Here is a 23,035-nt window from a genome sequence, read left to right on the forward strand (position 1 = left end):
TGAGCAGAAGGGGGGTTCGGATCAGGGAAGATCGAGGTAATAGCGATAGGCGTCGATGGCTGACCGGAGTTGCTCGACGCTCTGGGGGGCTGCCCGCTCCACGACAGCCACGATCTGGTGCACGGTTTCGGCCAGCGCCACAGGATCGGGGACTGTCGGCTGTCTCATCAGTACCGACAGCTCATCGAGGCATTCCCGCCCGATCGGGGTGACACCGACTTCGTCGAGAAGCTTGTACCAGCCTCGAGATTGAGATGTCGGAACCAAAGCGGTCTTGATCAGGTCACGGAAGGCGGCCAGGAGCAGCTGCCACTCGCCGAATGCCATGAACGTCTGGCCCCGCACTAACCGCTTTTTGATCATCAATCCAAGAACCAGAACTTCCACCAGTAGTTCGCTGCAACTGGCGGGACGGGCCCAGGTGGCGCTGATAACGTCGTTGGGCGCAACGAACACGGCCGGGTTAGGCAGAGACGGCTCGCCGGAGGATCGCGTGAAGATCTCGCGGGCCCCCGTGGTCTGGACGATTCCCGAGATGACGCTGGCCGGTGCGGCGTACAGATCGAACTGATAGAGACGTTCCTCGTGAGCAACGAGGTAGACGAACCCGAGGCCACCCATGTCCGCAACGATCGAGTCACGCCATCCAGGCATGATCGCTCCCAGCGCTGTTGTCATGAGCAGATCGACAACGTCTACGAAGTTGCCGAAGTGCTCATCCTCGACCCCGACCACCAGATCGATGTCCGAGAGCCGGTCCGAGGTTCCCCTGGCCAGAGAACCCCGCACGAGTAGGGCACTGACCTGCCGGCTCTCGGTCAGTACATCTGCCGCGCGCGCCAGGAGACCGAACTGGGCGGGCCGGTGAACGGAAGCCAGAGTCTCCATGGCTGCCGCGCCGGGCGCGGCCATCTGTCCACGGAGCATCATCCTGAGACCTCCTTGCGCTCGATCTGTTCCAGCAAGATGCCTTTCAGCCGCCTCCACTCGTCGGCGGCCTCGATTCGCCCCAGAGAGTCGTGCAACTGGGAGAGAAGGTCGTAGACCGTTCCCTCAGGCATCTGCCGCTGATAGAACAATCGCAACATGTGTTGCTCAGCTGCACTGATGTACCCGAGCCGTGCCAGGCGCAGAGCTCTGCTGAACTCAGTCTCGAGATGTGTCTCCTCTTGCCCCAACGAGGTATCCACTACGGGAGGGGCTTGCTGATCGGCCAGGAAGTCGACGAGCCGATCGTCCTTGTAGCAGTCCATGATCAAATGAATGCGATCGGGTCCGAAGAGGTTACAGACCCCGTGGGCGAAGGTCGGTGTCAGTCGCCAGAACTGCCCCGCATCGAGGTGCACCTTGTTACCGCCGACCACCAGGAACGCCGAGGAGTTCGTCACCAGAGGCAGATGAAGCCGATGCCGCTCAACACCTTTCAGATCGGCGTAGTCGCGGTGCTCCCAGAGGAACGAGTTTGCACCCAGCCGGGCCAGCCTGACCCACATGTAGCGCAGTCCAAGCCCACGCAGCAGGCTGCGGAGAAAGGGCATCTGCTGGAGGAGCGTGGTCTCCACCGGGTCACAGTCTCTGATCATGACGTCCTGAGGGTCACCGGTCGAGTTCATGAGTGACAACGTTGCCCACCCTCCGGACTGATACTGGCCGTATTCCGTTTGCCATCCCCGAGGGATGGTCATGACCTCGTGCCGGAGCCGTTCCAGGAGGTCGGTGTCCACTGACCTGAGTCGCCCGACCTGCTCGAGAAGAGCAGGATGCGATTCGTGCAGATGCAGCGTGCTATTCATCGCGATAGTTCTCCTTGGGATTCGAGAGAAGCACGTGATTCTCAGCTGTCCAGGCATCCGGTCCGCGTCAGGGGCTTGCCCCTTGAACTGCGGGATGGACTGTTGGCCGACGCATTGCGATGGGATGATGGGTTCGGTATATCTCTCCCTGGCAACTGATCTCAGCGTACGAGGACCGACGAGGAAGCGTCGACTGACCGGGAGTACGCATACGAACCGGCCAACCTGTCCGATCGACGACGGTTGCAGCCAGACGGCTCACTGGAGGTAAGCGAGGTCGGGGGATCCCATGAGAAGAGGACTCGTCACGGGGGCAATTTTCAAGCTGATCCGTGAATCAACAGGATTGAGTCAAGAACGATTGGCAGAGGCGTTATCGGTGGACCGAGGCACTGTGCAGGGTTGGGAATCGGCCCGCCGACCGTTCACAGCAGTGTCGTACGGAAACGCGATCGCGATCCGCCATGCACTCGCCCGACTCGGAGCCGACATGCGGTTGGTCGGCTACCTCGACGACGCGGCGGAGGCAGACCTCATACTCCAAGAGATCGCCGCAGGGGATGGCGTTGCCGATGAGCTCCTCCTCGGTTCTGTGGTTCTGCGTCGACGGGTGGTCGAATTGGTCGACTGGAGCATCGGGGGACAACATCCCACCGGCCTTCCGACGCTACTCGCATCTCGTTGTCCAGGGGTGCAGCGCCCACTGGCGGACCCCACGGAACTGGACGAGCATGCTCACGGAACTCAGACCCTGGTTGAGCGTGCAGCGGGACGAATCGATGACGCGTCTGTACTGCTTCATCGACAGGCCATATTTCTGGCGGGTCCGCAGGCCGGTCTGGAGCCTACAAGCCTGCTGACGCCTCGCTCGGTCAAATATCTGGTGGGCGACCATCCTTGGACTCCGTACTGGTCCGACGCCCGTACGGTGTCCATCGCTCGGGCCTTGGCCGGCGATGCCGAACCACTTGGCGATTTTCTGTGTCACGGCCTGATGGGCGGCGTGCATGAACTGGCCAACCTGAACTACTGGGCGTATTACGTGGGCGAAGAACGCCATCCTCAGATCAGTGACACGTTCCAGTTACGAACCGATCTTGCCTGGCGCGGCAGTCACCTGCTCGCCCATCTGACGCGAAGAATCCACGTCTCGCACTCCCTTTTGCCCCTGAACGTGCATACGGCGTGGAGCCTGCTGGGATTCCGACGTGGTCTGATTCACGATGATCCTCGCGTTGCGCGTGATCTGATGGAGCGTTGTGAGGTGCTGTTGGGGCATGACGAAATCCCGGCTCAGGTTCGCATCGAAGCGACCTCGATGCTCTACGCTATTCGATCGGAGATGCGATGAAGAACATGCTGGATGATGAAGCTGCCGGAACAGCTGCCCTGCTGTTCGAGGTGGGCACTTTGAAGCTCACGCCGCGGACAGGTTGGCTCCATGCCCAGGTACGGCACCCAGAGTCGATCGCTGAGCATTCCCATCGTGTATCCCTGATCAGCGCGATTCTGGCCGCTCTTGAGGGCGCCGATCCCGGACGTGCAGCGTTGATGGGAACGTTGCACGACACCCAGGAATCCCGGCTCGGTGACATCAGCCACGTGGGCAAGGCCTATGTGAAAACGGTGAAGAACGAGCAAGTCACTGCGGACCAGACCTCAACCGCTGCACCAGTGGTCGCCACGATGATCGGTGATGCTGTCGCAGAGTACGAGGCCCAGGAGACGCCTGAATCCAGGGTGGCGAAGGACGCAGACAAACTAGAGTGTCTCTTGCAAGCTCTGGAGTATCAGCGAGCGGGGAATCAGAACGTCCAGGCATGGGTGGACAGCAGTCGGGCTGCACTGAAAACCGCTGCCGCATTACAGATTGCTGACGCGGCAATGAATATGACAGGGCTTGAATGGCGGCAATAACCTTGTCCGCCCCCGCCTGATTGCCGTCGCGAGCTCGGCAGCTAAATGGGGCACCTCCGAGCCTCAATCGAGTACGGAGGAGCACTCATCTCCCGATAGATTTTGCTTCGTCGTGCCTTCGATAAGTGGCATTGCCGATGCCGGTCCGGCAGGAGACTTACCGGACCGGCATCACCCCAGAGTCTCCCAAGGAGAACCTTTCGTGACGAGGATGGGGTCTGGCAACGGCCGGGCGGCACTCTCGTACAGGACAATCTGCGAAGGCCCGATGGGTCGCCGGTATCGTGGGACTCCCCTGGCGATCGCACTCAGATGCCCAGAGAGGAGTTCCGATGGATGACGGCACCGGTAGCCGGACCCACCCCCTCCGGCCGGACGCTCCTCGCCGGGCGACTCCGCGCACCCGGCCCCGGGGCGACCAGGCCCGGGCCCGGTTGCTGGCGGCAGCTCTGCAGTCGTTCGTGGACAACGGGTTCCACGGCACCGGCACGCGGGACATCGCCGAGGCGGCGGGGATGAGCCCGGCGGCGGTGTACGTGCACTACTCCTCGAAGGAGGAGCTGCTCTTCGCGCTGTCCCTCGCCGGTCACCAGGAGGCCCTGGACCTGGTGGCCGGCGCGGACGAGCCGCACCGGAGACCGGCGCAGCGGTTGTGGTCGGTCGTGAACGCGTTCTGCGAGTGGCACGCGGCCAACCACGTGAACGCGCGCCTGGTGCAGTACGAACTGGGATCGCTGACGCCCGAGCACGCCGAGATGATCGCCGGGGTGCGCCGGCAGATCTCCGGCACGTTCCGGGTCATCCTCGCCGAAGGCGCGCAGGCCGGGGTCTTCCGGGTCCACGACCTGAATCTGATGGTCGTAGCCCTGATGTCGCTCAGCATCGACATCGCCCGCTGGTACCGCTCCGGCGGCGAGTGGACGCCCGCCACGATCGGGCGCCACCACGCCGACATCGCCCTCAGCATGGTCGGCGCCGACCCGGAAACCGCCTAGGGAACGAGCAGACTCACGATCTCCGCGATACAGGCGGGCTTGACCGCGTCCTCGATCCCGATCGTGACCCGGGTGATGACCTGCACGCCGCTGGCGGCGGGCTCGACCGAGAGCAGCTCGATCCCGGCCCGCACGGACGAGCCGACCGGCACCACCGACGGGAAGCGGATCCGGTTGGAGCCGTAGTTGATCACCATGCTCACCCCGTCGACGCGGTAGACCTCCCAGCTCAGCATCGGCAGCAGCGACAGGGTCAGGTAGCCGTGCGCGATCGGCCCCTGGAAAGGCCCCTGCGCAGCCCGTTGCGGGTCGGTGTGGATCCACTGGCTGTCGCCCGTGACCTCCGCGAAACCGTCGATCTGGTGCTGGCTGACGGTGTGCCACCGCGAGTGGCCGAGGTGCTCACCGACCGCGGCGACAAGTTCGTCGATGCCCTGGAAGATGCGCATCAGTCGGTGGGCCCGCCGGCCACGTAGATGACCTGGCCGGAGACGAAGCCCGCGCCCTCGCTGGCCAGGAACGACACGGTGTGCGCGATGTCCTCGGGTTTTCCCGTGCGGCGCACCGGGATCTGCTCGGCGGTGGCCGCTTTGAAGTCCTCGAAGGGCACCCCGATCCGGGCCGCGGTGGCCGCGGTCATCTCGGTCTCGATGAAGCCCGGCGCCACGGCGTTGGCGGTGATGCCGAACTTGCCCAGTTCCAGGGCCAGGGTCTTGGTGAAGCCCTGGAGCCCCGCCTTGGCCGCCGAGTAGTTCACCTGACCGCGGTTGCCCAGCGCGGACGTGCTGGACAGGCTGACGATCCGGCCCCAGCCCGCGGCGACCATGTGCTGCTGGACCGCCCGGGTCATCAGGAACGAACCGCGCAGGTGCACGTTCATCACCTGGTCCCAGTCGTCGACGCTCATCTTGAACAGCAGGTTGTCGCGCAGGATCCCGGCGTTGTTGACCAGCACGGCCGGGGCCCCGAGCGTGCCGGTGACCTCGTCCAGCGCCCGGGCCACGTCGGACTCGGAGGAGACGTCGGCGCCGACGGCCAGGGCCGTTCCCCCGGCGGCCTCGATCTCGTCCACGACCGGCTTGCACGCCTCGGCGGACAGATCCAGGACGGCGACGGCCAGACCGTCGGCGGACAGCCGGCGGGCCACGGCGGCGCCGATACCCCGTGCGGCGCCGGTGACGACAGCGGTGCGAATGGTCACGATCAGATACCTCCGGTGAGAGTGAGCCCGCCGTCCACGACGACGGACTGGCCGGTGATCCAGGCGGCTTCGCCGGACAGCAGGAAGGCCACGACGCTGCCGATGTCGGCCGGCTCCCCCAGCCGCCTCAGCGGGTAGGAGGCCGCCACCTCGTCCTCTCGCCCTTCGAAAAGAGCGGCGGCGAAACGGGTCTTGACCACAGCGGGGGCCACGGCGTTGACCCGGATACCGGGCCCGAGCTCGACCGCGAGCTCCTGCGTCAGGTGCACGAGCATGGCCTTGCTGGCGCCGTAGAAACCAATGCCGGGAGCCGGTTTGACCCCGGCCACCGAGACGATGTTCACCACCGAGCCGCCGTTGTCCTTCATCCACCGGGCGTGCACCTGCTGGATCCAGGAAAGCGCCGCGATGCAGTTCACCTCGACGATCTTGCGGGCGGCGTCGAGGTCGATCCCGACCAGGGGGCCGTGGACGGGGTTGATGCCGGTGTTGTTCACCAGCAGGTGCGCTCCCCCGAACTCGGCGATCGCCCGTTCGACGACCTCGGCCTGGTGGTCGGTGTCGGCGGCGTGCCCGGCGACCCCGATCGCGTGCTCGGATCCCCCGAGCTGCTCGACCGCGTCCTTCAGGGCATCTCCCCGGCGGGCGGTGATGACGACCCGGGCACCGTCGGCGACGAGCTGGCCGGCGATGGCCAGCCCGATGCCGCGGCTGGCGCCGGTGACGATCGCGGTGCGGCCGGTGAACCGCTTCTGATCAGCCATCAGGACAGCCGCTCGATCACCATGGCCATGCCCATGCCACCGCCCACGCACATCGACTCCACCCCGATCTGCTGGTCGTCGGTGCGCAGCACGTTGATGAGCGTGCTGGAGATGCGGGCACCGGTCATGCCGAACGGGTGGCCCACCGCGATGGCCCCGCCCTTGACGTTGAGCCGGTCGATGTCGATGCCGAGTTTCTGCGCGGAGCCCAGGCACTGGACGGCGAAGGCCTCGTTGATCTCGAACCGGTCGACGTCGGCGAGCGCGATCCCGGCGTTCTTCAGGGCCAGCGGGATGGCCTCGACCGGGCCGAGTCCCATGATCTCGGGCGAGAGCCCGGTGACGGCGGTGGAAAGGATTCGCGCCAGTGGGGTGATGCCCAGTTCGCGGGCCCGCACGTCACTCATCACGACCAGCGCCGCGGCCCCGTCGTTGAGCGGGCAGGCGTTGCCGGCGGTGACGGTTCCGTCGGGGCGGAAGACCGGTTTCAGGCCGGCCAGCACCTCGGTCGTGGTGCCGGGCCGGGGGCAGTCGTCGCGGTCGACCACGGTGCCGTCGGGCAGTTCGACCGGGGTGATGTCCTGGGCCCAGAATCCGTCGGCGATGGCCTTCTCGGCCCGGTTCTGGCTGCGGGCGGCGAACGCGTCCTGCTCGGCCCGGGTGATACCGGTCAGCTGGGCGACGTTCTCGGCCGTCTGACCCATCGCGACGTAGACGTCCGGCAGCGCCCCGGCCTCGCGCGGATCCCTCCACTCCCCCGCGCCCTCCAGGGCGCGCGCACCCGTGCGCTCACGGGCGTCCTCATACAGGGGGTTCTGCAGATCGTCGCGACCGGGGATGTAGTCGCTGCTGCCCTTGTCGAAACGGCTGACGACCTCGACGCCGGCGGAAATGAAGGCATCGCCCTCACCGGCGCGGATGGCGTGGAACGCCATCCGGGTCGACTGCAGCGACGACGAGCAGTAGCGGGTGACGGTGGTGCCCGGCAGGTGGTCGTACCCGGACAGGACCGAGACGATCCGGCCGAGGTTGAAACCCTGCTCACCACCGGGCATGCCACAGCCGAGGATGAGGTCACTGATCTCGCGGGGGTCCAGTTCGGGTACCTGTGCCAGGGCGGCGTGGACCATCTGGACCGTGAGGTCGTCGGCACGAACGCTTTTGAGAGAACCCCGGCCGGCCCGGCCGATGGGTGAGCGGGCGGTGGAGACGATGACTGCTTCGGGCATGACATCCCAACCTGAGCGATCGCTTAGTTATTGATTCACCCTGCCCGGAAAGCCTCCGGTCCGTCAAGAACCCCGGAGCCGGGCGGTCGGGCGGTTCCCTTCACCGCAATGGTTCTTGGCGGCGGCCGGAGACCGTGCTAGACCTAAGCGACTGCTTACCCACCGGAGGTTCCGCGATGAAGCGCGATCTGTACGACGAGGACCACGAGTCGTTCCGGGCGACGGTGCGGGAATTCGTCGAGCGCACCGTGCTCCCCCACGTCGGGGAGCACGCCGACGACCGGCTGATCCCCCGGGAGGTCTGGCTCGAGGCCGGCAAGCAGGGGCTGCTCGGCCTGGAGATCCCCGAGGCCTACGGCGGCTCCGAGGCCGGCGACTACCGCTTCAACGCCGTCGCCTCCGAAGAACTGTCCAAGGTCAACGCCGCACTGGTCTCCTGCTGGGGCATCCACTCCGACGTCACGGCGCCGTACATCGTCGAGCTCGGGACGGACGAGCAGAAGCAGCGCTGGCTGCCCTCGGTCGCCACCGGCGAGACCTGGCTGGCCATCGGCATGACCGAGGCCTCCGGCGGCTCCGACCTGGCCGCCCTCAAGACCACCGCCGTGCGCGACGGGGACTCCTGGGTCATCAACGGATCCAAGACCTTCATCACCAACGGCTACTCGGCCGACCTGGTGCTGACGGCCGTGCGCACCTCGCCGGAGAAGAAGGCCCGCGGCATCACCCTGTTCGCGATCCCCACCGACGCCGAGGGATTCAGCCGCGGCCGCAAGCTCGACAAGGTCGGCCAGGAAGAGTCCGACACCGCCGAGCTGTTCTTCGAGAACCTGCGGCTGGGCGACGAGTACGTGATCGGCGAGGTCGACAACGGCTTCATCCACATGATGCGGAAGCTGCCGCAGGAACGCCTCGGCGCGGCCATCTCGAACGTGGCCCACGCCCGGCAGATCCTCCTCGAGACCATCGAGTACGCCAAGGAACGGCGCGCTTTCGGGTCGGCGATCGGATCCTTCCAGCACAACAAATTCCTGCTCGCCGACCTGGTCACCCGGATCGAGGTGGCCGAGGCGTTCGTGGACAAGTGCGTGCTGGCCTACACCGCCGGGGAACTCACGGCCGTGGACGCCGCCAAGGCCAAGTGGTGGACCAGCCAGACCCAGAACGACGTCCTCGACCACTGCGTGCAGTTGCACGGCGGCTACGGGTTCATGAACGAGTACCGCGTGGCCCGGGCCTGGCGCGACGCCCGGGTGACGAAGATCTGGGCCGGCTCCAACGAGATCATGAAGGAGCTCATCGGCCGCGATCTGGGCCTGTGACCCGGCCTGTGACCCGGCCAGTGACCGGCCTGCGACCCGGCCGGTGGCCCTCAGCGCCGGCGGCGCACCTGCGAGCGCAACGCCAGCCGGCTGACCGGTCCCAGCCCCTCGACGACCTCCACCAGGGCGCCCAGCTGGTCCAGCGCGTTCAGGGCCAGCGCACCCTGATCGGGGTCGACGCCCTCGTAGAGCTCCAGCCCGATGAAGGCGGAGCACACCGCGCGGCTGAGTCCGGCCGGGTCGACGAGTTCGCCCAGCGGTGAGTCGTTGAGCAGCCGGGTCAGCGCGGTCTCGATCTCGGTGACCCACAGCTTCAGGGCGTCGGCCGTGACCCGGCCCAGGGCGGGGTCGGTCTGCCCGGCGGCCAGGAGCTGGGCCAGGACCGCGACGTTGCCCTCGGCCTGCTCCGCGGCGTGCAGATCACGACCTACCGCCAGCAGTTCACGCAGAGAGGTGACGGTGGCGAAGCGCTCGCGGTAGAGCACCAGCCGGCGTTCGGTGGAACGGCGGCAGGCCTCGGCGAGTAGCCCTTCCATCCCGTCGAAGTGGTAGAAGATCAGCGCCTGGTTGGCATCGGCGACCGCGGCGACCGTGCGCGCGGAGGTACCGGCGATGCCGTGGGTGCGCAGGGTGGTGAGCGCGGCCTCGACCAGGCGGTCGACCGTCTCCGGGCCACTGCGCCGGCGCCGGCCGGAGGGTGCTTCGCTGTCGTTCACACCCGCTTGTCTACCAGGGACTCCGACAGAGAATCCGACAAGACAGCGGCGAACCTATACTCACCGCTCGTGCGAGTTCTGGTGGTGGAGGACGACGACGAGCTCGGCCTGGCCCTCGCCGAGGGTCTGCGGGCCGCCGGGCTCGCGGTCGACCGGGCCGGGTCGCGGGCCGAGGCCGACGAAAAGGTCTGGGTCAACCGCTACGACTGCGTGATCGCCGACCGCGGCCTGCCCGACGGCGATGGGCTCGAGCTGATCCGGATCTGGCGCAAAAGCGGTTACGCAGTACCGGTTCTGGTACTCACGGCACTGGGCGCGGTGGAGGACCGGGTGGAGGGTTTCGCGCACGGGGCCGACGACTACCTGGGCAAGCCCTTCGCCCTGGCCGAGCTGGTCGCGCGGGTGCGGGCGCTGGGCCGGCGCGAGCAGCACCCGCGCCTGCCGGAACTCGCCGTCGCCGATCTGACCCTCGACGTGCCCAGTCACCGGGTGCGGAGATCCGGTGTGCTGCTCGCCCTCACGGCCAAGGAGTTCGCCGTGCTGGAGGCGCTGATGCTGCGCGCCGGGGAGGCGGTGACCCGCACCGAACTGCTCGAGCGCTGCTGGGACGAGATGAGCGAACCCGCCTCGAACGTGGTCGACGTGGTGATCCGGCACCTGCGCCGCAAGCTCGGGCCGCCCGACCTGATCGAATCCCTGAGGGGTGTCGGCTACCGCATCAACGGTCCGGCATGACCCCGGCCCGTCCCGCAGCCCGGCAGCTGCGGCGGATGCGGTGGCGCCTGACCCTTCTCTACGCCGCCGTCAGCGCGCTCTCACTGGTCACGCTCCTGGTCATCGCCGCGTACAGCGACGCCCGCTCGGCCTCGCGCGGTCTCGACGCGGAGATCACCGGACGGGTCCAGGCGCTGTCGCGGGCCGTCTGGATGGATGAGGGCGTGCTGCACCTGGAACCGCTGTCGGAGGACGAACTGGCGACGGCGTCGGAGGTGACAGCCGTCGTGCAGAAGCCCAGCACCGCCGTCGCCACCCGATGGGTACGCCCCCGGCCGACCGATCTGCTCCCCCCGGCCGACCGGCTGAACGAGCTGTGGGCGGCGACCGTCCGGGAGCAAGAACCGGTATTGAGGACGATCACGGCACCCGACGGGCGCCGGTTGCGGTGGGGTGCGGCACCGGTGTGGAACGAGGACGACATCGGCGCCGTCGTCCTGGTCGCCGTCGACCTGACCCCGGGAGAACGCAGCCACACCGAGCTGGTCGCCTGGCTGTCCGGCGGCTGCACCCTGCTGGTGCTGGCCTCGGCCGGTGCCGGCCACCTGCTGTCCGGACGCAGCATGCGCCCCTCGATGCGGGCGCTGGAGCAGCAGGAGCAGTTCCTGGCCGAGGCCGCGCACGAACTGCGCACGCCGCTGGCCACCCTTCGCCTGAGCGTGGAGAGCAAGGCCGGCACCCTGGACGCCCTGCGCCTGGTCGACCATCTCGACCGGCTGGTCGGCGGCCTGCTCAGCCGCGCCCGCATCGACAGCGGCGCCCGGGCCCTGGAGCTGACCCCGCTGCGCCTGGACCTCCTGGTCGAGCAAGTGGTGGACGAGATGCCCCGGCGGGGCGCGCAGGTGTCGGTCCGGACCGGGCCCAGCGTCGTGCTCGGTGACCCCGACCTACTGGCCCAGGCGGTCCGCAATCTGGTGGAGAACGCCCTGCGCCACGGTGCGTCGTCCCCGGTGGAGGTATCGGTCGAGGACGGCCGGGTCTCCGTCCGCGACCACGGCCCGGGCATCGCGGCCGCAGAACGCGAGACGATCTTCGGCGACCGCGTCACCTGCGGGCGAGGCGGTGACGGCGGGCGCGGCCGCATCGGCGAGCGCGGCGGCATCGGCGTTGGCCTGGCCATCGTCCGCTGGGTCGCCGAACTGCACGGCGGGCGGGCCTACGTCTCCGCCGTGACCGGTCCGGGGGCCCTGGTCGAGCTGGAGCTGCCGGTCTTCATCGTCCGCTAATGGTCCGTTCGCCAGGCTGTCGGTATGAGCCTTGACCTCAGAAAACGACGGACCGCCCGGATCACCGGGGTGGTCGCGGTCGCCACGGTGCTCGTCGCGACGGCCGCCGTCACCCGGACCGGGGCCTTCGCCTCCGAACCGGCCGCCTCCGCCAGGCCCGCCGCCAAGGCGGTGAGCACCGTCGCCCTCGTGCCCGCGCAGGGCGCCCTGCTCGGCCAGTACTACGGCAACGGCACCATCGCCCAGACCACCCAGCGCCTCGGCATCACCCCGCGCGTACACCTGACCTACTACGACTTCGCGAGCGACGACTGGATCAAGTCGCCGGTCAGCAAGGCGGACTTCGCCGCCGGCCGCATCCCCCTGGTCAACGTCGAGCCCAACGACGTCGACTTCGACGACATCGTCAACGGCACCTACGACACGATGCTGAAGAAGCGCGCCGACGACGCCAGGGCCCTGGGCCAGAAGTTCTTCATCGACTTCGCCGCGGAGATGAACGGCGACGAGGGCTGGGGCGAGCACCGGCCCGCCACCTACATCGCCGCCTGGCGCCACATCCACGACATCTTCACCGCCCGCGGCGCCACGAACGTGGTCTGGGTCTGGTGCCCGAACAACGAGGACAGCCCGGGCACCCCGGCCGCGATGAAGTACTACCCCGGCGACCGCTACGTCGACTGGACCGGCATCGACGGCTACAACTGGGGCACCTCCGACCCCGACTTCGAGTGGCAGACCTTCAAGTCCGTCTTCGCCGGCCTCTACCCCCAGCTGGCGGCGAAGGGCAAGCCGATCATCATCGGCGAGATGGCCTCCGACGAGACCGGTAAGAGCAAGGCCACCTGGATCAACCAGGTCGTGCCGACCCTGAAGAAGGACTACCCCCTGATCAAGGCCGTCGTCTGGTTCGACATCAAGAAGGAGCGCGACTGGCGGATCAACTCCTCCTCGTCCGCCCTCACGGCCTACCGGAACCTGGCCAAGGACCCGTACCTGAACCCCTGAGCCACCCCGGTCGCGGCGACCAGGAGCACCGCGATCATCGCGAAGGTCCCGGGCACCGAGACCTCGGCGCAGCCCCACCCGGCCAGCGCCGTGCCGCCCGAGCTGCCGATGTTGCCCACCGAGGTCACCCAGGTGCTGGCCTCGGTGTGCTCGGGCGGTGCGGCGATCTGGTCACTGGCGGTGAAAGCCGCGACGAACAACGGTGACACGACCACCGCACTCAGCGTCACGAACGCGGCCACGGACCAGAGGTGCGGCAGCAGAACACATCCCACCACCAGCGGTAGCCGCACCACCATCAGCGCCGCCAGTTCACGACGCCAGGGCCACGACGACCGTCGCGCACCCCACCACAGGCCGCCGGCCACCGACACCAGCCCGGCCAGCGCCTCGACAATGCCCGTGACCGAGGGCCGGTGGGCCTGGTCGGCCAGCGCCGCGAGCGCCGTCAGCATCGCCCCCAGCACCGCCCCGGCCAGCATCATCACCACCAGGAGCGTGCGGAAGTCGTTCCTGCGCAACGGTCCCAGCCGGCTTCCGGCCGGGCGCCCGGGGCCGGAGGGCAACGGGACGAACGGCGAGACCACCAGCCCGGCGATCCCGATCGGGATCAGCACGGCGACCGCGGCCACCCCGCACCAGGCCGGCCCCAGGATCAGCACCAGCGAGGAGGCAGCCGGCCCGAGGAAGAAGACCACCTCCTCCGCGACGGCGTCGAGCGAGTAGGCGGCCGGCCTCTGCCCCTGTCCGACCGCCTCCCGCCACTGGGCCCGCATGGAAGGCCCCAGCGACGGCGCACAGAGGCCGCCGGACAGGCAGACCGCGAACCAGGCGCCCCCGTGATCCGTCCCCCGGGCCCCCATCACCGCCATCACCGCCAGCGCTGACGTGAAAAGGATTCCCACCAGGGGCAGGACGCGACGTTGCCCGTACCGGTCGAGCAGCCGGGCCTGCACCGGCATGACCAGGCCACTGACCCCGAAGACCGCCAGCGACGAGGCGGCGACGGCGAACGATCCGGTGGCCTGGGCGATCGTGAACAACAGGCAGAGCGAGAACAGGGCATAGCCGAAGCGACCGATCAGGGCCAGGGAGAAGACGCGCACCAGGCGTCGGTCCCGCAGCACCGCACGGTAGGCCCCGGCACGAGAAGTGCCGAGCATGAAGGAGTCCTAGATAGACAGGGAAGGGGCCAACGTGTGCCCGAGGGGCACCGGCCGCTGTCTAGGGCTCGATCGACGACATATCCAGAAGACTACCCCAGCGCCTTGTTCGTGATCATGCACATCCCCCCAGCCTTCGGCCGGGAGGTGCCCCCACTCCCCGGCGTTCCAGAAATCCTCGTCAGACAGTTCTAGAACACTGGGGAGGTTTTGCATGATCACGAGAGAAGAGGTGAGGGGTCGGCTAGGGGCGGTGGTAGTGCCCGCCGCCCGGGAAGAGGGCCCACAGTTGCCGTAGGAGGTCCTCGTCGATGTCCGGCACCGTGCCCGCCACCAGGTCGGTGGGCCGGGCCGGGCCGCGCACGTGGGTGTGCAGTTGCTCCATCCGGCGGTCCATCTCGCCGGCCGTACCCGCGGCCTCGGTGAGTTCCTCCACCAGGTGCTCGGGCACCTCGCCGTCGTACTTGTAGAAGATCTTGTGTTCCAGGCTGGCCCAGAAGTCCATGGCGATGGTGCGGATCTGCACCTCGACGATGACCGGCACCGGCCCGGTCGACAGGAACACCGGGATCTCGATGATCGCGTGCAGGCTCTTGTAGCCGTTCGGCTTCGGATGCGCGATGTAGTCCTTGATCTCGACCACCCGTACGTCGGTCTGCGAGGTCAGGGCCTCCAGCAGCCGGTAGGTGTCGGCGATGAACGAGCAGGTGATGCGGACGCCCGCGATGTCGGTGATGTTCTCGCGGATCGCCGGCAGGGTGGGCTCGACGCCCTTTCGCACCACCTTGCGCAGGATGCTCTCGGGTGACTTCACCCGGGAGCTCACGTGCTCGATCGGGTTGTACTGCTGCAGGTAGAGAAACTCCTCCCGCAGGACGGTCACCTTGGTGAGCACCTCGTCCACCGCAAAGCGGTACTCCATGATGAAACGGGTGAAATCCCGCTGTATCCCCCGGGCGAAGGCGACCATGTCCGGGTCGGGCGGGGTCAGACCCCGCAGAACCGGCAGGTTGTCCTCCGGTATGCCCTCCACTGCCCTGACCTCCGTCGATCGCGCTCGGTGACTCCAGAATAGTCACCGAGCGCAACCATTGCCCGGCCGGGGCGCACGATCAGAGCCGGAACGGGTTCCAGCCCTTCGCCGCCATCAGGAACCAGGCCGTCGCCCCGGTGTGCAGACTGGCGTAGTAGAGATCGCCGAATCCGGTGTCCAGACCGTCGCTGGAGGCGGCCGGGATACCCCGACCGTCACCGTTGGCGGTGGTCTCCTGGGCCTTCTGGATGTTCCACAGCAGCCACGCGGCCAGACGTGCGTCACCGCGCGCACCCCGCGCCCGTAGGGCCAGGGCCGTCTGCCCGGTGCCCTCCAGCCAGACCTTGCTGACGTCGGTGCTGCTGTAACTGACCCCCGAGACGCCCGCGTCCGTCGCCGGCAGGTTCTCCAGCGTCCAGTCCACGGCCCGGCCGTACCGGTGGTCGAGGGTGGCCAGGTAGGCCCAGGTCTGCACGTCTTCCGGAATCGGGTTGCGGTTCGTGGTGACGCCGTCCGGATCGGTACCGGTCCAGACGTGCCCGCTCGCGGGGTCCTGCATCGCCGCGACGAACGAGAACGCGAGCCGCGCCCGTGTGCGCCACACCTTCTGCCCGGTCAGCTGCGCGATCATGGTGAAGAACGCGCCGACGTCGATGTTGTGCTCGGTGGCCTTGAAGGTGTTCGGCTGGTCGTCGGCGGTACGGCCACCGGTGTAGCCGTAGGGGGCGCGCTCGACGTCGGAGGTCTTGTCCTGGATCCACTGAGCCTCCAGCAGAGCACCTTCCAGGAACCGCTTCTTACCGGTGCGGTCGTAGAGGTGGGCGAAGGCCATGCCCACCCAGGCCTGGTTGCCGGTGTACGCGGCCGGAGAGCCGATGTCCAGGCTGCCGTTCAGCGTGAAGAAGGAGTCCGGCTGGTAGGAGGCGCGGGTGCGCCCGTCACCGATCGGGTCGTTCGCCTGGGCGTAGAGCAGCGTGTCGCCCAGCAGCACAGCCCGGTTCAGGTCGTCCTTCGTGCCGCTCGCCAGCCAGGCCATGATCACCAGGGCGTCGTCGTAGGCGAACGAGGCGACGAAGTCCCAGGTCGGGGTCTGGAAGAAGCCACCCGTGTAGCTGCGCGGCACCCGCAGGGCGGTACCCGAGCCGAACTCGTCGAACTTCGCCGACAAGAACGAGTAGGCCCTGCGAACCGATGATTTCGAGGCGCCCTGCACCCATTCCCCGGCCTTCGAGGGCGGGGCGACGGCAGCGGACGCGAGAGCCGGGTGGGCGATTCCGGCCAGCAGGGCGGCGGCGGTGCCGCCGAGGCCGGCCAGCAGCATCTGGCGGCGGGAGGCGAGGTGAGACAGCACGAGGGTTCACCTTTCGGGGGTGGCCGGCGTCATATTGAGGACGTACCGGCACAGTGGGAGGGGCACGCACCAGTGGTGCGGGCGCGGCAGAACCGTGCCCGACCGGTCCGGGGACGCGGTCAGGCACGGTCGGGCGCGGTCAGGCGCGGTCAGGCGCGGTCAGGCGCGGTCAGGCACAGGCACAGGCCCAGGTGCAGCGCAGCTCAGGTGCAGCGCGGCTCAGGTGCAGCGCGGCTCAGGTGCAGCGCGGCTCAGGTGCAGCGCGGCTCAGGTGCAGCGCGGCTCAGGTGCAGCGCGGCCCAAGGGCAGCGCGGCTCAGGCCTCCGCGATGTTCGCCACCAGCTCGGCGATGTGCGCGGCCCGGGCCTCGCGGGTGGAGGGCCGTCCCGGAATGCCCGGCCGGCTCTGCCAGGGACGGGGCCCCTCGGGTGACCGGTACTCCACCCCCACGGCGTCCAGACGCAGCCGGTGGTGCTCCAGACGCCGCTCGAAGTCGGCGAAGTCGCGCTCCGCCGGGCTCCACAGTGCCTCGGCCACCGCGCACAGGCGCGGGTAGGCGAAGAAGTCCACGGTGCGCGGGCTGTCCATGTGCTCGGTCCAGATGTTCGCCTGGCCGCCGAGCACGTGCCTGGCCTCGTCGGGTGTCAGCTGCGCCGGCACCGGCTCGAACCTGTACACGTCCTCGATCGTCAGGGGGATGGAGACCGGGATCGGCTCGCCGGGCAGCTCGGACTGACGGTAGTCGAGATAGACCATGTCGTCCGGGCAGGCGACCACGTCGTGCCCGCGCCGGGCGGCCGTGACCGCACCGGCCAGGCCCCGCCAGGAGGCCACGGTCGCGCCGGGAGCCATGTCGCCCTCGAGGATCTCGTCCCATCCGAACAGCCGGCGCCCGGCCTTGGTGAGGTGGTCGTCCAGCCGCCGCATGAACCAGGTCTGCAGGCCGGCCTCGTCGATGATGCCCAGCTCGGCCATGCGTTCCTGGGTGCGCGGGTCGGACTCCCACTGCTCGCGCGGGCACTCGTCACCGCCGACCCCGATGAACGTGGAGGGGAAGAGCTCCAGCACCTCGTCGAGCACGTTCGTGAAGAACTCGACCGTCGACTCCTCGAGGTTCAGCACGTTCGGGTTGATGCCCCAGCGCGGCCACACGTCGAGATGCCCCTGGTGCACGCCCAGTTCGGGGTAGGCCGCCAGCGCCGCCTGCACGTGGCCGGGGGTCTCGATCTCCGGCACCACGGTGATGAAGCGCTCCGCGGCGTAGGCGACGATCTCACGGATGTCGTCCTGCGTGTAGAAGCCGCCGTGCGGGCGCCCGTCGTTCGGGGCGTCCGGGCCGGCACCGACCTGCGACTCGTGCCGCCAGCCCCCGACCTCGGTGAGACGGGGGTAGCGCTTGATCTCGATGCGCCAGCCCTGGTCTTCGGTCAGGTGGAAGTGCAGCGTGTTCAGCCGGTGCATCGCCATCAGGTCGATGAACCGCAGCACGTCGTGCTTGGGCATGAAATGCCGTGCCACGTCGAGCATCACGCCCCGCCAGCCGAACCGCGGGGCGTCGGTCACGGTGACGGCCGGGACCTCCCACCGGGCGGAGGCCACGCGGCCGCGCCGGAACACCGCGGGCGGCAGCAACTGCAACAGGGCCTGGGCCCCGTAGAACACGCCCGCGGGACCGCCACCGGCGATCCTCACCCCACCGGAGGTGACCGTGAGCCGAAAGGCCTCGGCGCCCAGGTCGTCCTCGATTTGCAGCTGGATGCCACCGCTCGCCCCCTCGCGCAACGGCAACCCGGTGGCCGGGCGCAGCGCGCCCTGCAACCAGGTCAGAACCCCCTCGAGCGCCGGCGGCGCCGACAGCGTTGTTTCCCGATCGAGGACGAAACTGCCCTCACCGGCGACGGATTCAACTGGACGGGGAACGAGCACGGATCAGCCCTTCACTGCACCGGCGGACATACCGGCGACGAGGTTGCGCTGGACGATGAGGAAGAAGACCACGACGGGCAGCGAGAACAGCACGGACGCCGCCATCTGGCCGCCGTAGTCGGTGCCGGTGACCGGGTTCGTGAAGGAGGCCAGCCAGACCGGGAGCGTGTAGTGGCTCTGGTCCTGCATGAACGTGTAGGCGACCAGGTAGTCGTTCCAGGCCGCGATGAACGCGAAGATGCTGGTGGCGATCACGCCCGGCGCGACCAGCGGGAACAGCACGCTGAACAGGATCCGCCAGGTACCGGCCCCGTCGCAGCGGGCGGCCTCCTCGATCTCCACCGGGATGGCGATGAAGAACCCGCGCATCACCCAGATCGAGAACGGCAGCGTGGTGGCCAGGTACGCCAGGATCAGCCCGTAGTAGGTGCCCAGCAGGTTGGCGCTGTTGAACAACGCGAACATCGGGATCAGCAGGGCGGTGCCGGGCAGCATCTGCACCGCCAGGATCACCACCATGATGATCCGGCGACCGGAGAACCGGAACCGCGAGAGGGCCGCGGCCGCGAAGATTCCCACGACGATGGCCAGCACCACGGTGGCGGCCACCACCATCACGCTGTTGCGCAGGTTGATCAGGAAGTTGTCCTGCGTGACCGCGGTGACGAAGTTGTCCAGCGTCGGGCTCGTCGGCAGGAAGTGCGGTGTGGTGGACAGCAGTTCCGGACGCGGCTTGAAAGCGCTGTTGATCATCCAGTAGACCGGGAAGACCCAGACCAGACAGAAGACCGCGGCCAGGGTGTTGGGGATCCAGCTGCGCCGCCTCACAGATCTTCTCCAGACTTCAGCAGGTTGCGGATGTAGAACGCGGTCAGGCCCAGCAGGAGCAGGGTCGTCACCACCGAGATCGCCGCGCCCTGACCGATGTGGAACCCGATGAACGCCGTCTTGTAGGTGAAGATGCCCAGGGTGGACGTGGCATCGTCGGGACCGCCGCCGGAGAACAGCCAGATCTGGTTGAACACGTTGTAGTCCCAGATCACCGACAGGATCGTGACCAGCAGCAGGGTGGGCCGCAGGAAGTTCAGCGTGATCACCCGGTAGACGGTGAACTCGCTCGCCCCGTCGAGGCGGGCGGCCTCCTGATACTCGGTGGGCACCTGCTGCTCGGCCGCGTTCAGCGTGAGCGCGATGAACGGCACGGCCTGCCAGACCACGAGCATCCAGATCGCGGCGTAGGCGTGGGCCGGGTCACCGGCCCAGTTCAGGCTGGTGGTGTCGCCGAAGATCCGCAGCTGGGCCAGCGCCCAGTTCACCACGCCGTAACCGGGCTGGAAGAGCCAGTTCCAGACCAGCGACGAGGCCACGTTCGGCATCGCCCAGGCCAGGATCAGCACGATCGTGGTGGTGAGCCGCATGACCTTGCCCAGCCGGGTGAGCAGGTGCGAGACCCCCATCCCGATCACCATGCTCCCGGCCACCATGGCGGCGGTGAAGAGCACGGTCCGCAGCAGCGACTTCCAGAAATCGCTGCTGCTCAGCAGGGTCGTGTACTGGTCGATCCCGGTGTAGCTGAACTCACCGGTGAACAGCGTGCGCTGGCTGTAGTCGGTGAACGACGTGTAGACCAGGTAGAGGATCGGCGCGATGGTGACCACGAGGATCACCAGGGCGGCCGGGGTCAGGAGCCAGAGCGGGGTGAAGTCGGGGCGGCGCCCCCGCGCACGGGGCGCGGGGGCGTCGGACTTACTCGTCAGTGCCGGCGGGGACTGGACGGTCACAGCGTCTCGGAGAGGTGCGCGTCGAACTCCTTGGCGGCCTCCTCGGGCGTCTTGGACCCGGTGGCGATCGACGAGAACAGCTCGTTGATGCTCTTGTCACCCTCGATGGTGGCCCACTGCTCGGCCCCCGGGGTGGCCTTGGAGTTCAGCGCGGCGTTGAAGAAGCCCTTGAGCTGGTCGGTCAGACCGTCCTGGGCGGCCTCGATGCCCTCGGTGCTGTTCGGGATCCAGCCGTCCTTGCCCACGACCCACTTGTCCTGGAACTCGGGGCTGACCGCGATCTTCGTCCACTGCAGGGCCAGGTCGACCGCGTCGCTCTTGGCCGCGATGCCCCAGTCCGAGCCACCGAGCATGGCCGGCTGCGTCTTGCCCGAGATCCCCGGCAGCGGGAAGGTGCCGATGTCGTCGGACTTCAGCTTCGGGTTGGTCTCGAGGATCTTCGCGATGCTGCCGGTCGTGGTCATGATCGCCGAGGTCTTCTCGTCGGCGAAGATCTGGTTCCAGTCCGGGTTGTCGGTGTCCAGCGCCTGCGAGGCCTTGCTGGAGTAGGTGTTCTGGAAGGTCTTGAAGTCGTTCAGGCCCTTGATCGCCTCTGGGCTCTCCAGGCCACCGGTCCACTTGCCGTCCGAGCTGGTCGCGATCTCCGCGCCGGCGTCCCACACCCACTGCATACCCGCGGCCCACTGCTGACCCGGCAGGTAGAAGGCGGAGAAGTCCTTGGCCGTGTTCTTGGCCTTGACCTTGTCCAGGGCGGCGGTGAGCTCGTCGTAGGTGGTGGGCGCCGCGTCGACCCCGGCGTCCTTCCAGATCTTCTTGTTGTAGAGGACGGCGCGCGCGCCGGCGAAGCCCGGGACGGCGTAGAGCGAGCCGTCGATGGTGGCGGGCTCCTCCAGACCGGCCAGCCAGGTGCGGCCCTGGGCCAGGTCGGCCTTGTAGGGGGTCACGTCGACCAGGCCGCCGTTGGCGGAGAAGCTGGCCACCTGCGTGTTACCCAGGTCGAGCACGTCGGGGGTGTTCGCCGTGGACAGCGCCGTGCTGATCTTGGTGGTGATGCCGTCCCACTCCTGGATCTGCACGTCCACCTGGGCGCCGGTGACCTTGGTGAACTCGGCGTTGATCGCCGCGATGGTCTCGGCGGTGTAGTCGCCGTTCATCGTCCAGATGGTCAGCGTCTTGCCGTCGCCCTTCACGGTGGGAACGGTCTTGGCGGCGCCGGTGTCGGCCGAGCCCTTGTCGTCGGAGCTGGAACCGCTGCTGGCGCAGGCGGTCAGGGTCAGTGCAGCGGCGATGCCGAGCGCGACGGTGGTGGTGTACCGGACGGAACGCATGGGACTCCTCGGGACGGTGCGCTGACGCGCTAAATGGGGGGCAGCCGGAAAGAAGGACGGATCAGGAGGCGAGCTCGGCCTCCACGGCGGTGACCACAGCGCCCAGAACGGCGGCGCGATGGCCAAGTTCAGCGGGTAGTACCGAAATACGGGCCGCAGTCAGGGGTTTGGTGTATCGCTCGACGGCATCGCGGACGGCGTCGGCCAGATGGGTTCCGCCCCCGGCCAGATCACCGCCGACCACGACGGCCTGGGGAGCCAGCACGTTGCAGAGGGTGGCCACGGACTTACCGATGGCGGTGCCGGCGTCGCTGACCGCGCGGATCGCCGCGCGGTCACCGCCGGCCACCAGCCGGGCCAGGTCGGGTGCGGCCCGGGCCTGGGGGTGCACCACGCGCAGCGCCCTCAGCACGGCGTCCAGCGAGGCCTGGCTCTCCAGGCACCCGCGGTTGCCGCAGCGGCACAGGTCGCCGAACTCCGAGACCTGCACGTGGCCGAGCTCGCCGGCCCCGCCGTTGCTGCCGCGGTAGAGACGGCCCCCGAGCACCAGCCCGACACCGATACCGGTCGACGCCACGACGTGCAGGATGTCGTTCAGCCCGAGTGCCGCACCGAAGGCGCGCTCTCCCAGCGCGCACAGATCAGCATCGTTCTCGACGAAGGTCGGCAGGCCGGTCGCGGTGGCCAGTAACGGTCCCGGTGCCAGTCTCTGCCAGCTCGGCATGCGGGCGGAGACCACGTGCCCGGTACCCGTCTCGACCACGCCGGGCACGGCCACGACCAGGCGGGAGACCCGGTCACGCCCACCCGCGGTGGTGTCGGCCAGTTCGTTGACGAGCTCGGCGATGCGGAGCAGACAGTCGTCGGCCTCCACGTCGACCGTCCAGACCCGCTCGGAGACCACGGCGCCGGACAGGTCACAGACCGCGGCCCGGACCAGGTCGTGGCCGATGTCGAGCGCGACGACCAGACCGCGGCCGCCGACCAGCTGAACCAGACGGCCCGGGCGACCGGTGCGACCCGGGCGCCGGTCGTCGAGACCGGCCTCGGTCACCACGCCCTCGTCGCTGAGCTCGGCGATCAGGCTGGACACCGTCGTCGCCGAAAGGTCCGTGAGACGGGCCAGATCGGCGCGGCTGACCTCACCGTGCTCGCGCAGGAGGTCCAGCAACCGACGGCGGTTCCTGGAGCGCAGTGCTCCCAGCCCCCGGGAGCCGGACATGATTGACATGTCCGGAACTTTCACAGTTCCTTCAGTAGTCGTCAATAACCTGGTCGATATCGGTTCGACCGCTGGTCGTTAATAGCCTGTTTCTCAAATGTCTGGAGAAACTACCGGGCTGACTCCCGCCCGGCGCCCGGCTTCCGCCCCGGTTCATCGGGACTATGGACGAACATGGGCTCCGGTGAGTGGGAAGCCTCCCGGAGAGAGCCGGGAACGACGATCTGGCCGGCCGCCGCGGACGCTGCAGCGTCTGTGGCGGCCGGCCAGATCGTGTCGGGGGGTG

Annotated in this window: 22 protein-coding genes and 1 pseudogene; 8 read left to right on the forward strand and 15 right to left on the reverse strand. The window is 68.1% G+C overall.

Annotated features, from left to right (window positions below; translation table 11 throughout):
- Positions 1 to 21 precede the first annotated feature (21 nt).
- The gene (locus tag LR393_RS20545; RefSeq protein ID WP_231485688.1) at positions 22 to 930 is read right to left on the reverse strand and encodes a nucleotidyltransferase domain-containing protein; all 909 of its coding nucleotides are present in this window, start codon (positions 928 to 930) and stop codon (positions 22 to 24) included.
- Positions 927 to 1,793, reverse strand: coding sequence for an aspartyl/asparaginyl beta-hydroxylase domain-containing protein (locus LR393_RS20550; protein ID WP_231485689.1), 867 nt, complete (start codon positions 1,791 to 1,793; stop codon positions 927 to 929). Before LR393_RS20550 ends, LR393_RS20545 begins: the two co-directional genes overlap by 4 nt.
- Before the next feature lie 289 nt (positions 1,794 to 2,082).
- On the opposite strand from LR393_RS20550, the pseudogene LR393_RS37105 reads away from it, so the two are divergent.
- The 4 genes and pseudogenes from LR393_RS37105 to LR393_RS20565 form a co-directional block, all read left to right on the forward strand.
- Positions 2,083 to 2,205 (forward strand): annotated as a pseudogene (locus tag LR393_RS37105) (helix-turn-helix domain-containing protein); the annotation flags it as partial.
- 21 nt (positions 2,206 to 2,226) lie between these two features.
- Positions 2,227 to 3,144 carry a hypothetical protein gene (locus LR393_RS20555; RefSeq protein ID WP_231485690.1) on the forward strand — a complete coding sequence of 306 codons (918 nt, stop codon included), beginning with the start codon at positions 2,227 to 2,229 and terminating at the stop codon, positions 3,142 to 3,144.
- Between the two features lie 5 nt (positions 3,145 to 3,149).
- Positions 3,150 to 3,710, forward strand: a complete 561-nt coding sequence (locus LR393_RS20560; protein ID WP_345718907.1) for an HD domain-containing protein — start codon at positions 3,150 to 3,152, stop codon at positions 3,708 to 3,710.
- A 332-nt stretch (positions 3,711 to 4,042) separates the two neighbouring features.
- A complete protein-coding gene (locus LR393_RS20565; RefSeq protein WP_231485692.1) occupies positions 4,043 to 4,705 on the forward strand; it encodes a TetR/AcrR family transcriptional regulator in 663 nt (220 codons plus the stop codon).
- Here LR393_RS20565 and LR393_RS20570 read toward each other — a convergent pair.
- Genes LR393_RS20570 through LR393_RS20585 form a run of 4 tightly spaced genes read right to left on the reverse strand, consistent with a single transcriptional unit; the run spans position 4,702 to position 7,899 of the window.
- A complete protein-coding gene (locus tag LR393_RS20570) occupies positions 4,702 to 5,154 on the reverse strand; it encodes a MaoC family dehydratase (RefSeq protein WP_231485693.1) in 453 nt (150 codons plus the stop codon). The two genes, LR393_RS20565 and LR393_RS20570, sit on opposite strands and share 4 nt — an antisense overlap.
- Positions 5,154 to 5,906, reverse strand: a complete 753-nt coding sequence (fabG, locus tag LR393_RS20575; protein WP_231485694.1) for a 3-oxoacyl-ACP reductase FabG — start codon at positions 5,904 to 5,906, stop codon at positions 5,154 to 5,156. The genes LR393_RS20570 and fabG overlap by 1 nt, the downstream gene beginning before the upstream one ends.
- A 2-nt stretch (positions 5,907 to 5,908) precedes the next feature.
- Complete coding sequence (locus LR393_RS20580) at positions 5,909 to 6,670, reverse strand: SDR family oxidoreductase (RefSeq protein ID WP_231485695.1); 762 nt, start codon at positions 6,668 to 6,670, stop codon at positions 5,909 to 5,911.
- Positions 6,670 to 7,899, reverse strand: coding sequence for an acetyl-CoA C-acetyltransferase (locus tag LR393_RS20585; RefSeq protein ID WP_231485696.1), 1,230 nt, complete (start codon positions 7,897 to 7,899; stop codon positions 6,670 to 6,672). Before LR393_RS20585 ends, LR393_RS20580 begins: the two co-directional genes overlap by 1 nt.
- A gap of 176 nt (positions 7,900 to 8,075) precedes the next feature.
- Here LR393_RS20585 and LR393_RS20590 point away from each other — a divergent pair, with 176 nt between their 5' ends.
- A complete protein-coding gene (locus tag LR393_RS20590) occupies positions 8,076 to 9,221 on the forward strand; it encodes an acyl-CoA dehydrogenase family protein (protein ID WP_231485697.1) in 1,146 nt (381 codons plus the stop codon).
- Between the two features lie 50 nt (positions 9,222 to 9,271).
- On the opposite strand, the gene LR393_RS20595 is transcribed toward LR393_RS20590, so the two are convergent.
- Positions 9,272 to 9,937, reverse strand: coding sequence for a TetR/AcrR family transcriptional regulator (locus LR393_RS20595; protein WP_231485698.1), 666 nt, complete (start codon positions 9,935 to 9,937; stop codon positions 9,272 to 9,274).
- A 69-nt stretch (positions 9,938 to 10,006) separates the two neighbouring features.
- On the opposite strand from LR393_RS20595, the gene LR393_RS20600 reads away from it, so the two are divergent.
- The 3 genes from LR393_RS20600 to LR393_RS20610 are packed head-to-tail and all read left to right on the forward strand — an operon-like array spanning position 10,007 to position 12,945.
- The gene (locus tag LR393_RS20600; RefSeq protein WP_231485699.1) at positions 10,007 to 10,672 is read left to right on the forward strand and encodes a winged helix-turn-helix domain-containing protein; all 666 of its coding nucleotides are present in this window, start codon (positions 10,007 to 10,009) and stop codon (positions 10,670 to 10,672) included.
- Positions 10,669 to 11,937, forward strand: coding sequence for a sensor histidine kinase (locus LR393_RS20605; RefSeq protein WP_231485700.1), 1,269 nt, complete (start codon positions 10,669 to 10,671; stop codon positions 11,935 to 11,937). Before LR393_RS20600 ends, LR393_RS20605 begins: the two co-directional genes overlap by 4 nt.
- A gap of 24 nt (positions 11,938 to 11,961) precedes the next feature.
- The gene (locus tag LR393_RS20610) at positions 11,962 to 12,945 is read left to right on the forward strand and encodes a glycoside hydrolase family 26 protein (RefSeq protein ID WP_231485701.1); all 984 of its coding nucleotides are present in this window, start codon (positions 11,962 to 11,964) and stop codon (positions 12,943 to 12,945) included.
- Here LR393_RS20610 and LR393_RS20615 read toward each other — a convergent pair.
- The 8 genes from LR393_RS20615 to LR393_RS20650 form a co-directional block, all read right to left on the reverse strand.
- On the reverse strand, positions 12,906 to 14,108 hold the full coding sequence (locus LR393_RS20615) for an MFS transporter (RefSeq protein ID WP_231485702.1): 1,203 nt from the start codon (positions 14,106 to 14,108) through the stop codon (positions 12,906 to 12,908). The genes LR393_RS20610 and LR393_RS20615 overlap by 40 nt on opposite strands.
- Positions 14,109 to 14,352: 244 nt before the next feature.
- Positions 14,353 to 15,078: a GTP pyrophosphokinase gene (locus tag LR393_RS20620; RefSeq protein ID WP_345718909.1), complete on the reverse strand. Its 726-nt coding sequence runs from the start codon at positions 15,076 to 15,078 to the stop codon at positions 14,353 to 14,355.
- A 142-nt stretch (positions 15,079 to 15,220) separates the two neighbouring features.
- On the reverse strand, positions 15,221 to 16,492 hold the full coding sequence (locus LR393_RS20625; protein WP_231485704.1) for a hypothetical protein: 1,272 nt from the start codon (positions 16,490 to 16,492) through the stop codon (positions 15,221 to 15,223).
- Between the two features lie 315 nt (positions 16,493 to 16,807).
- On the reverse strand, positions 16,808 to 18,418 hold the full coding sequence (locus LR393_RS20630) for a beta-N-acetylhexosaminidase (protein ID WP_231485705.1): 1,611 nt from the start codon (positions 18,416 to 18,418) through the stop codon (positions 16,808 to 16,810).
- Between the two features lie 3 nt (positions 18,419 to 18,421).
- Entirely contained in the window at positions 18,422 to 19,246 is an 825-nt protein-coding gene (locus tag LR393_RS20635) for a carbohydrate ABC transporter permease (RefSeq protein WP_231485706.1), read from the reverse strand.
- Positions 19,243 to 20,199, reverse strand: a complete 957-nt coding sequence (locus LR393_RS20640) for a carbohydrate ABC transporter permease (protein WP_231485707.1) — start codon at positions 20,197 to 20,199, stop codon at positions 19,243 to 19,245. Before LR393_RS20640 ends, LR393_RS20635 begins: the two co-directional genes overlap by 4 nt.
- Positions 20,196 to 21,527 carry an extracellular solute-binding protein gene (locus LR393_RS20645; RefSeq protein ID WP_231485708.1) on the reverse strand — a complete coding sequence of 444 codons (1,332 nt, stop codon included), beginning with the start codon at positions 21,525 to 21,527 and terminating at the stop codon, positions 20,196 to 20,198. The genes LR393_RS20640 and LR393_RS20645 overlap by 4 nt, the downstream gene beginning before the upstream one ends.
- Before the next feature lie 61 nt (positions 21,528 to 21,588).
- Positions 21,589 to 22,758 (reverse strand): ROK family transcriptional regulator, encoded by a 1,170-nt coding sequence (locus LR393_RS20650; RefSeq protein ID WP_231485709.1) that lies wholly within the window; start codon positions 22,756 to 22,758, stop codon positions 21,589 to 21,591.
- Positions 22,759 to 23,035 lie beyond the last annotated feature (277 nt).

Origin of the sequence: Kineosporia mesophila, assembly GCF_021129235.1 — a bacterium.
In the GTDB taxonomy this organism is placed as follows: Bacteria; Actinomycetota; Actinomycetes; order Actinomycetales; family Kineosporiaceae; genus Kineosporia; species Kineosporia mesophila.

Bases quoted from the DNA above. Each gene is read 5' to 3' on its own strand.
- LR393_RS20570 (WP_231485693.1), bottom strand. From the start codon at position 5,154: ATGCGCATCTTCCAGGGCATCGACGAACTTGTCGCCGCGGTCGGTGAG.
- LR393_RS20605 (WP_231485700.1), top strand. From the start codon at position 10,669: ATGACCCCGGCCCGTCCCGCAGCCCGGCAGCTGCGGCGGATGCGGTGG.
- LR393_RS20615 (WP_231485702.1), bottom strand. From the start codon at position 14,108: ATGCTCGGCACTTCTCGTGCCGGGGCCTACCGTGCGGTGCTGCGGGAC.
- LR393_RS20565 (WP_231485692.1), top strand. From the start codon at position 4,043: ATGGATGACGGCACCGGTAGCCGGACCCACCCCCTCCGGCCGGACGCT.
- LR393_RS20585 (WP_231485696.1), bottom strand. From the start codon at position 7,899: ATGCCCGAAGCAGTCATCGTCTCCACCGCCCGCTCACCCATCGGCCGG.
- LR393_RS20650 (WP_231485709.1), bottom strand. From the start codon at position 22,758: ATGTCAATCATGTCCGGCTCCCGGGGGCTGGGAGCACTGCGCTCCAGG.
- LR393_RS20645 (WP_231485708.1), bottom strand. From the start codon at position 21,527: ATGCGTTCCGTCCGGTACACCACCACCGTCGCGCTCGGCATCGCCGCT.
- LR393_RS20610 (WP_231485701.1), top strand. From the start codon at position 11,962: ATGAGCCTTGACCTCAGAAAACGACGGACCGCCCGGATCACCGGGGTG.
- LR393_RS20620 (WP_345718909.1), bottom strand. From the start codon at position 15,078: ATGGTCGCCTTCGCCCGGGGGATACAGCGGGATTTCACCCGTTTCATC.
- LR393_RS20550 (WP_231485689.1), bottom strand. From the start codon at position 1,793: ATGAATAGCACGCTGCATCTGCACGAATCGCATCCTGCTCTTCTCGAG.
- LR393_RS20590 (WP_231485697.1), top strand. From the start codon at position 8,076: ATGAAGCGCGATCTGTACGACGAGGACCACGAGTCGTTCCGGGCGACG.
- LR393_RS20580 (WP_231485695.1), bottom strand. From the start codon at position 6,670: ATGGCTGATCAGAAGCGGTTCACCGGCCGCACCGCGATCGTCACCGGC.
- LR393_RS20560 (WP_345718907.1), top strand. From the start codon at position 3,150: ATGCTGGATGATGAAGCTGCCGGAACAGCTGCCCTGCTGTTCGAGGTG.
- LR393_RS20545 (WP_231485688.1), bottom strand. From the start codon at position 930: ATGATGCTCCGTGGACAGATGGCCGCGCCCGGCGCGGCAGCCATGGAG.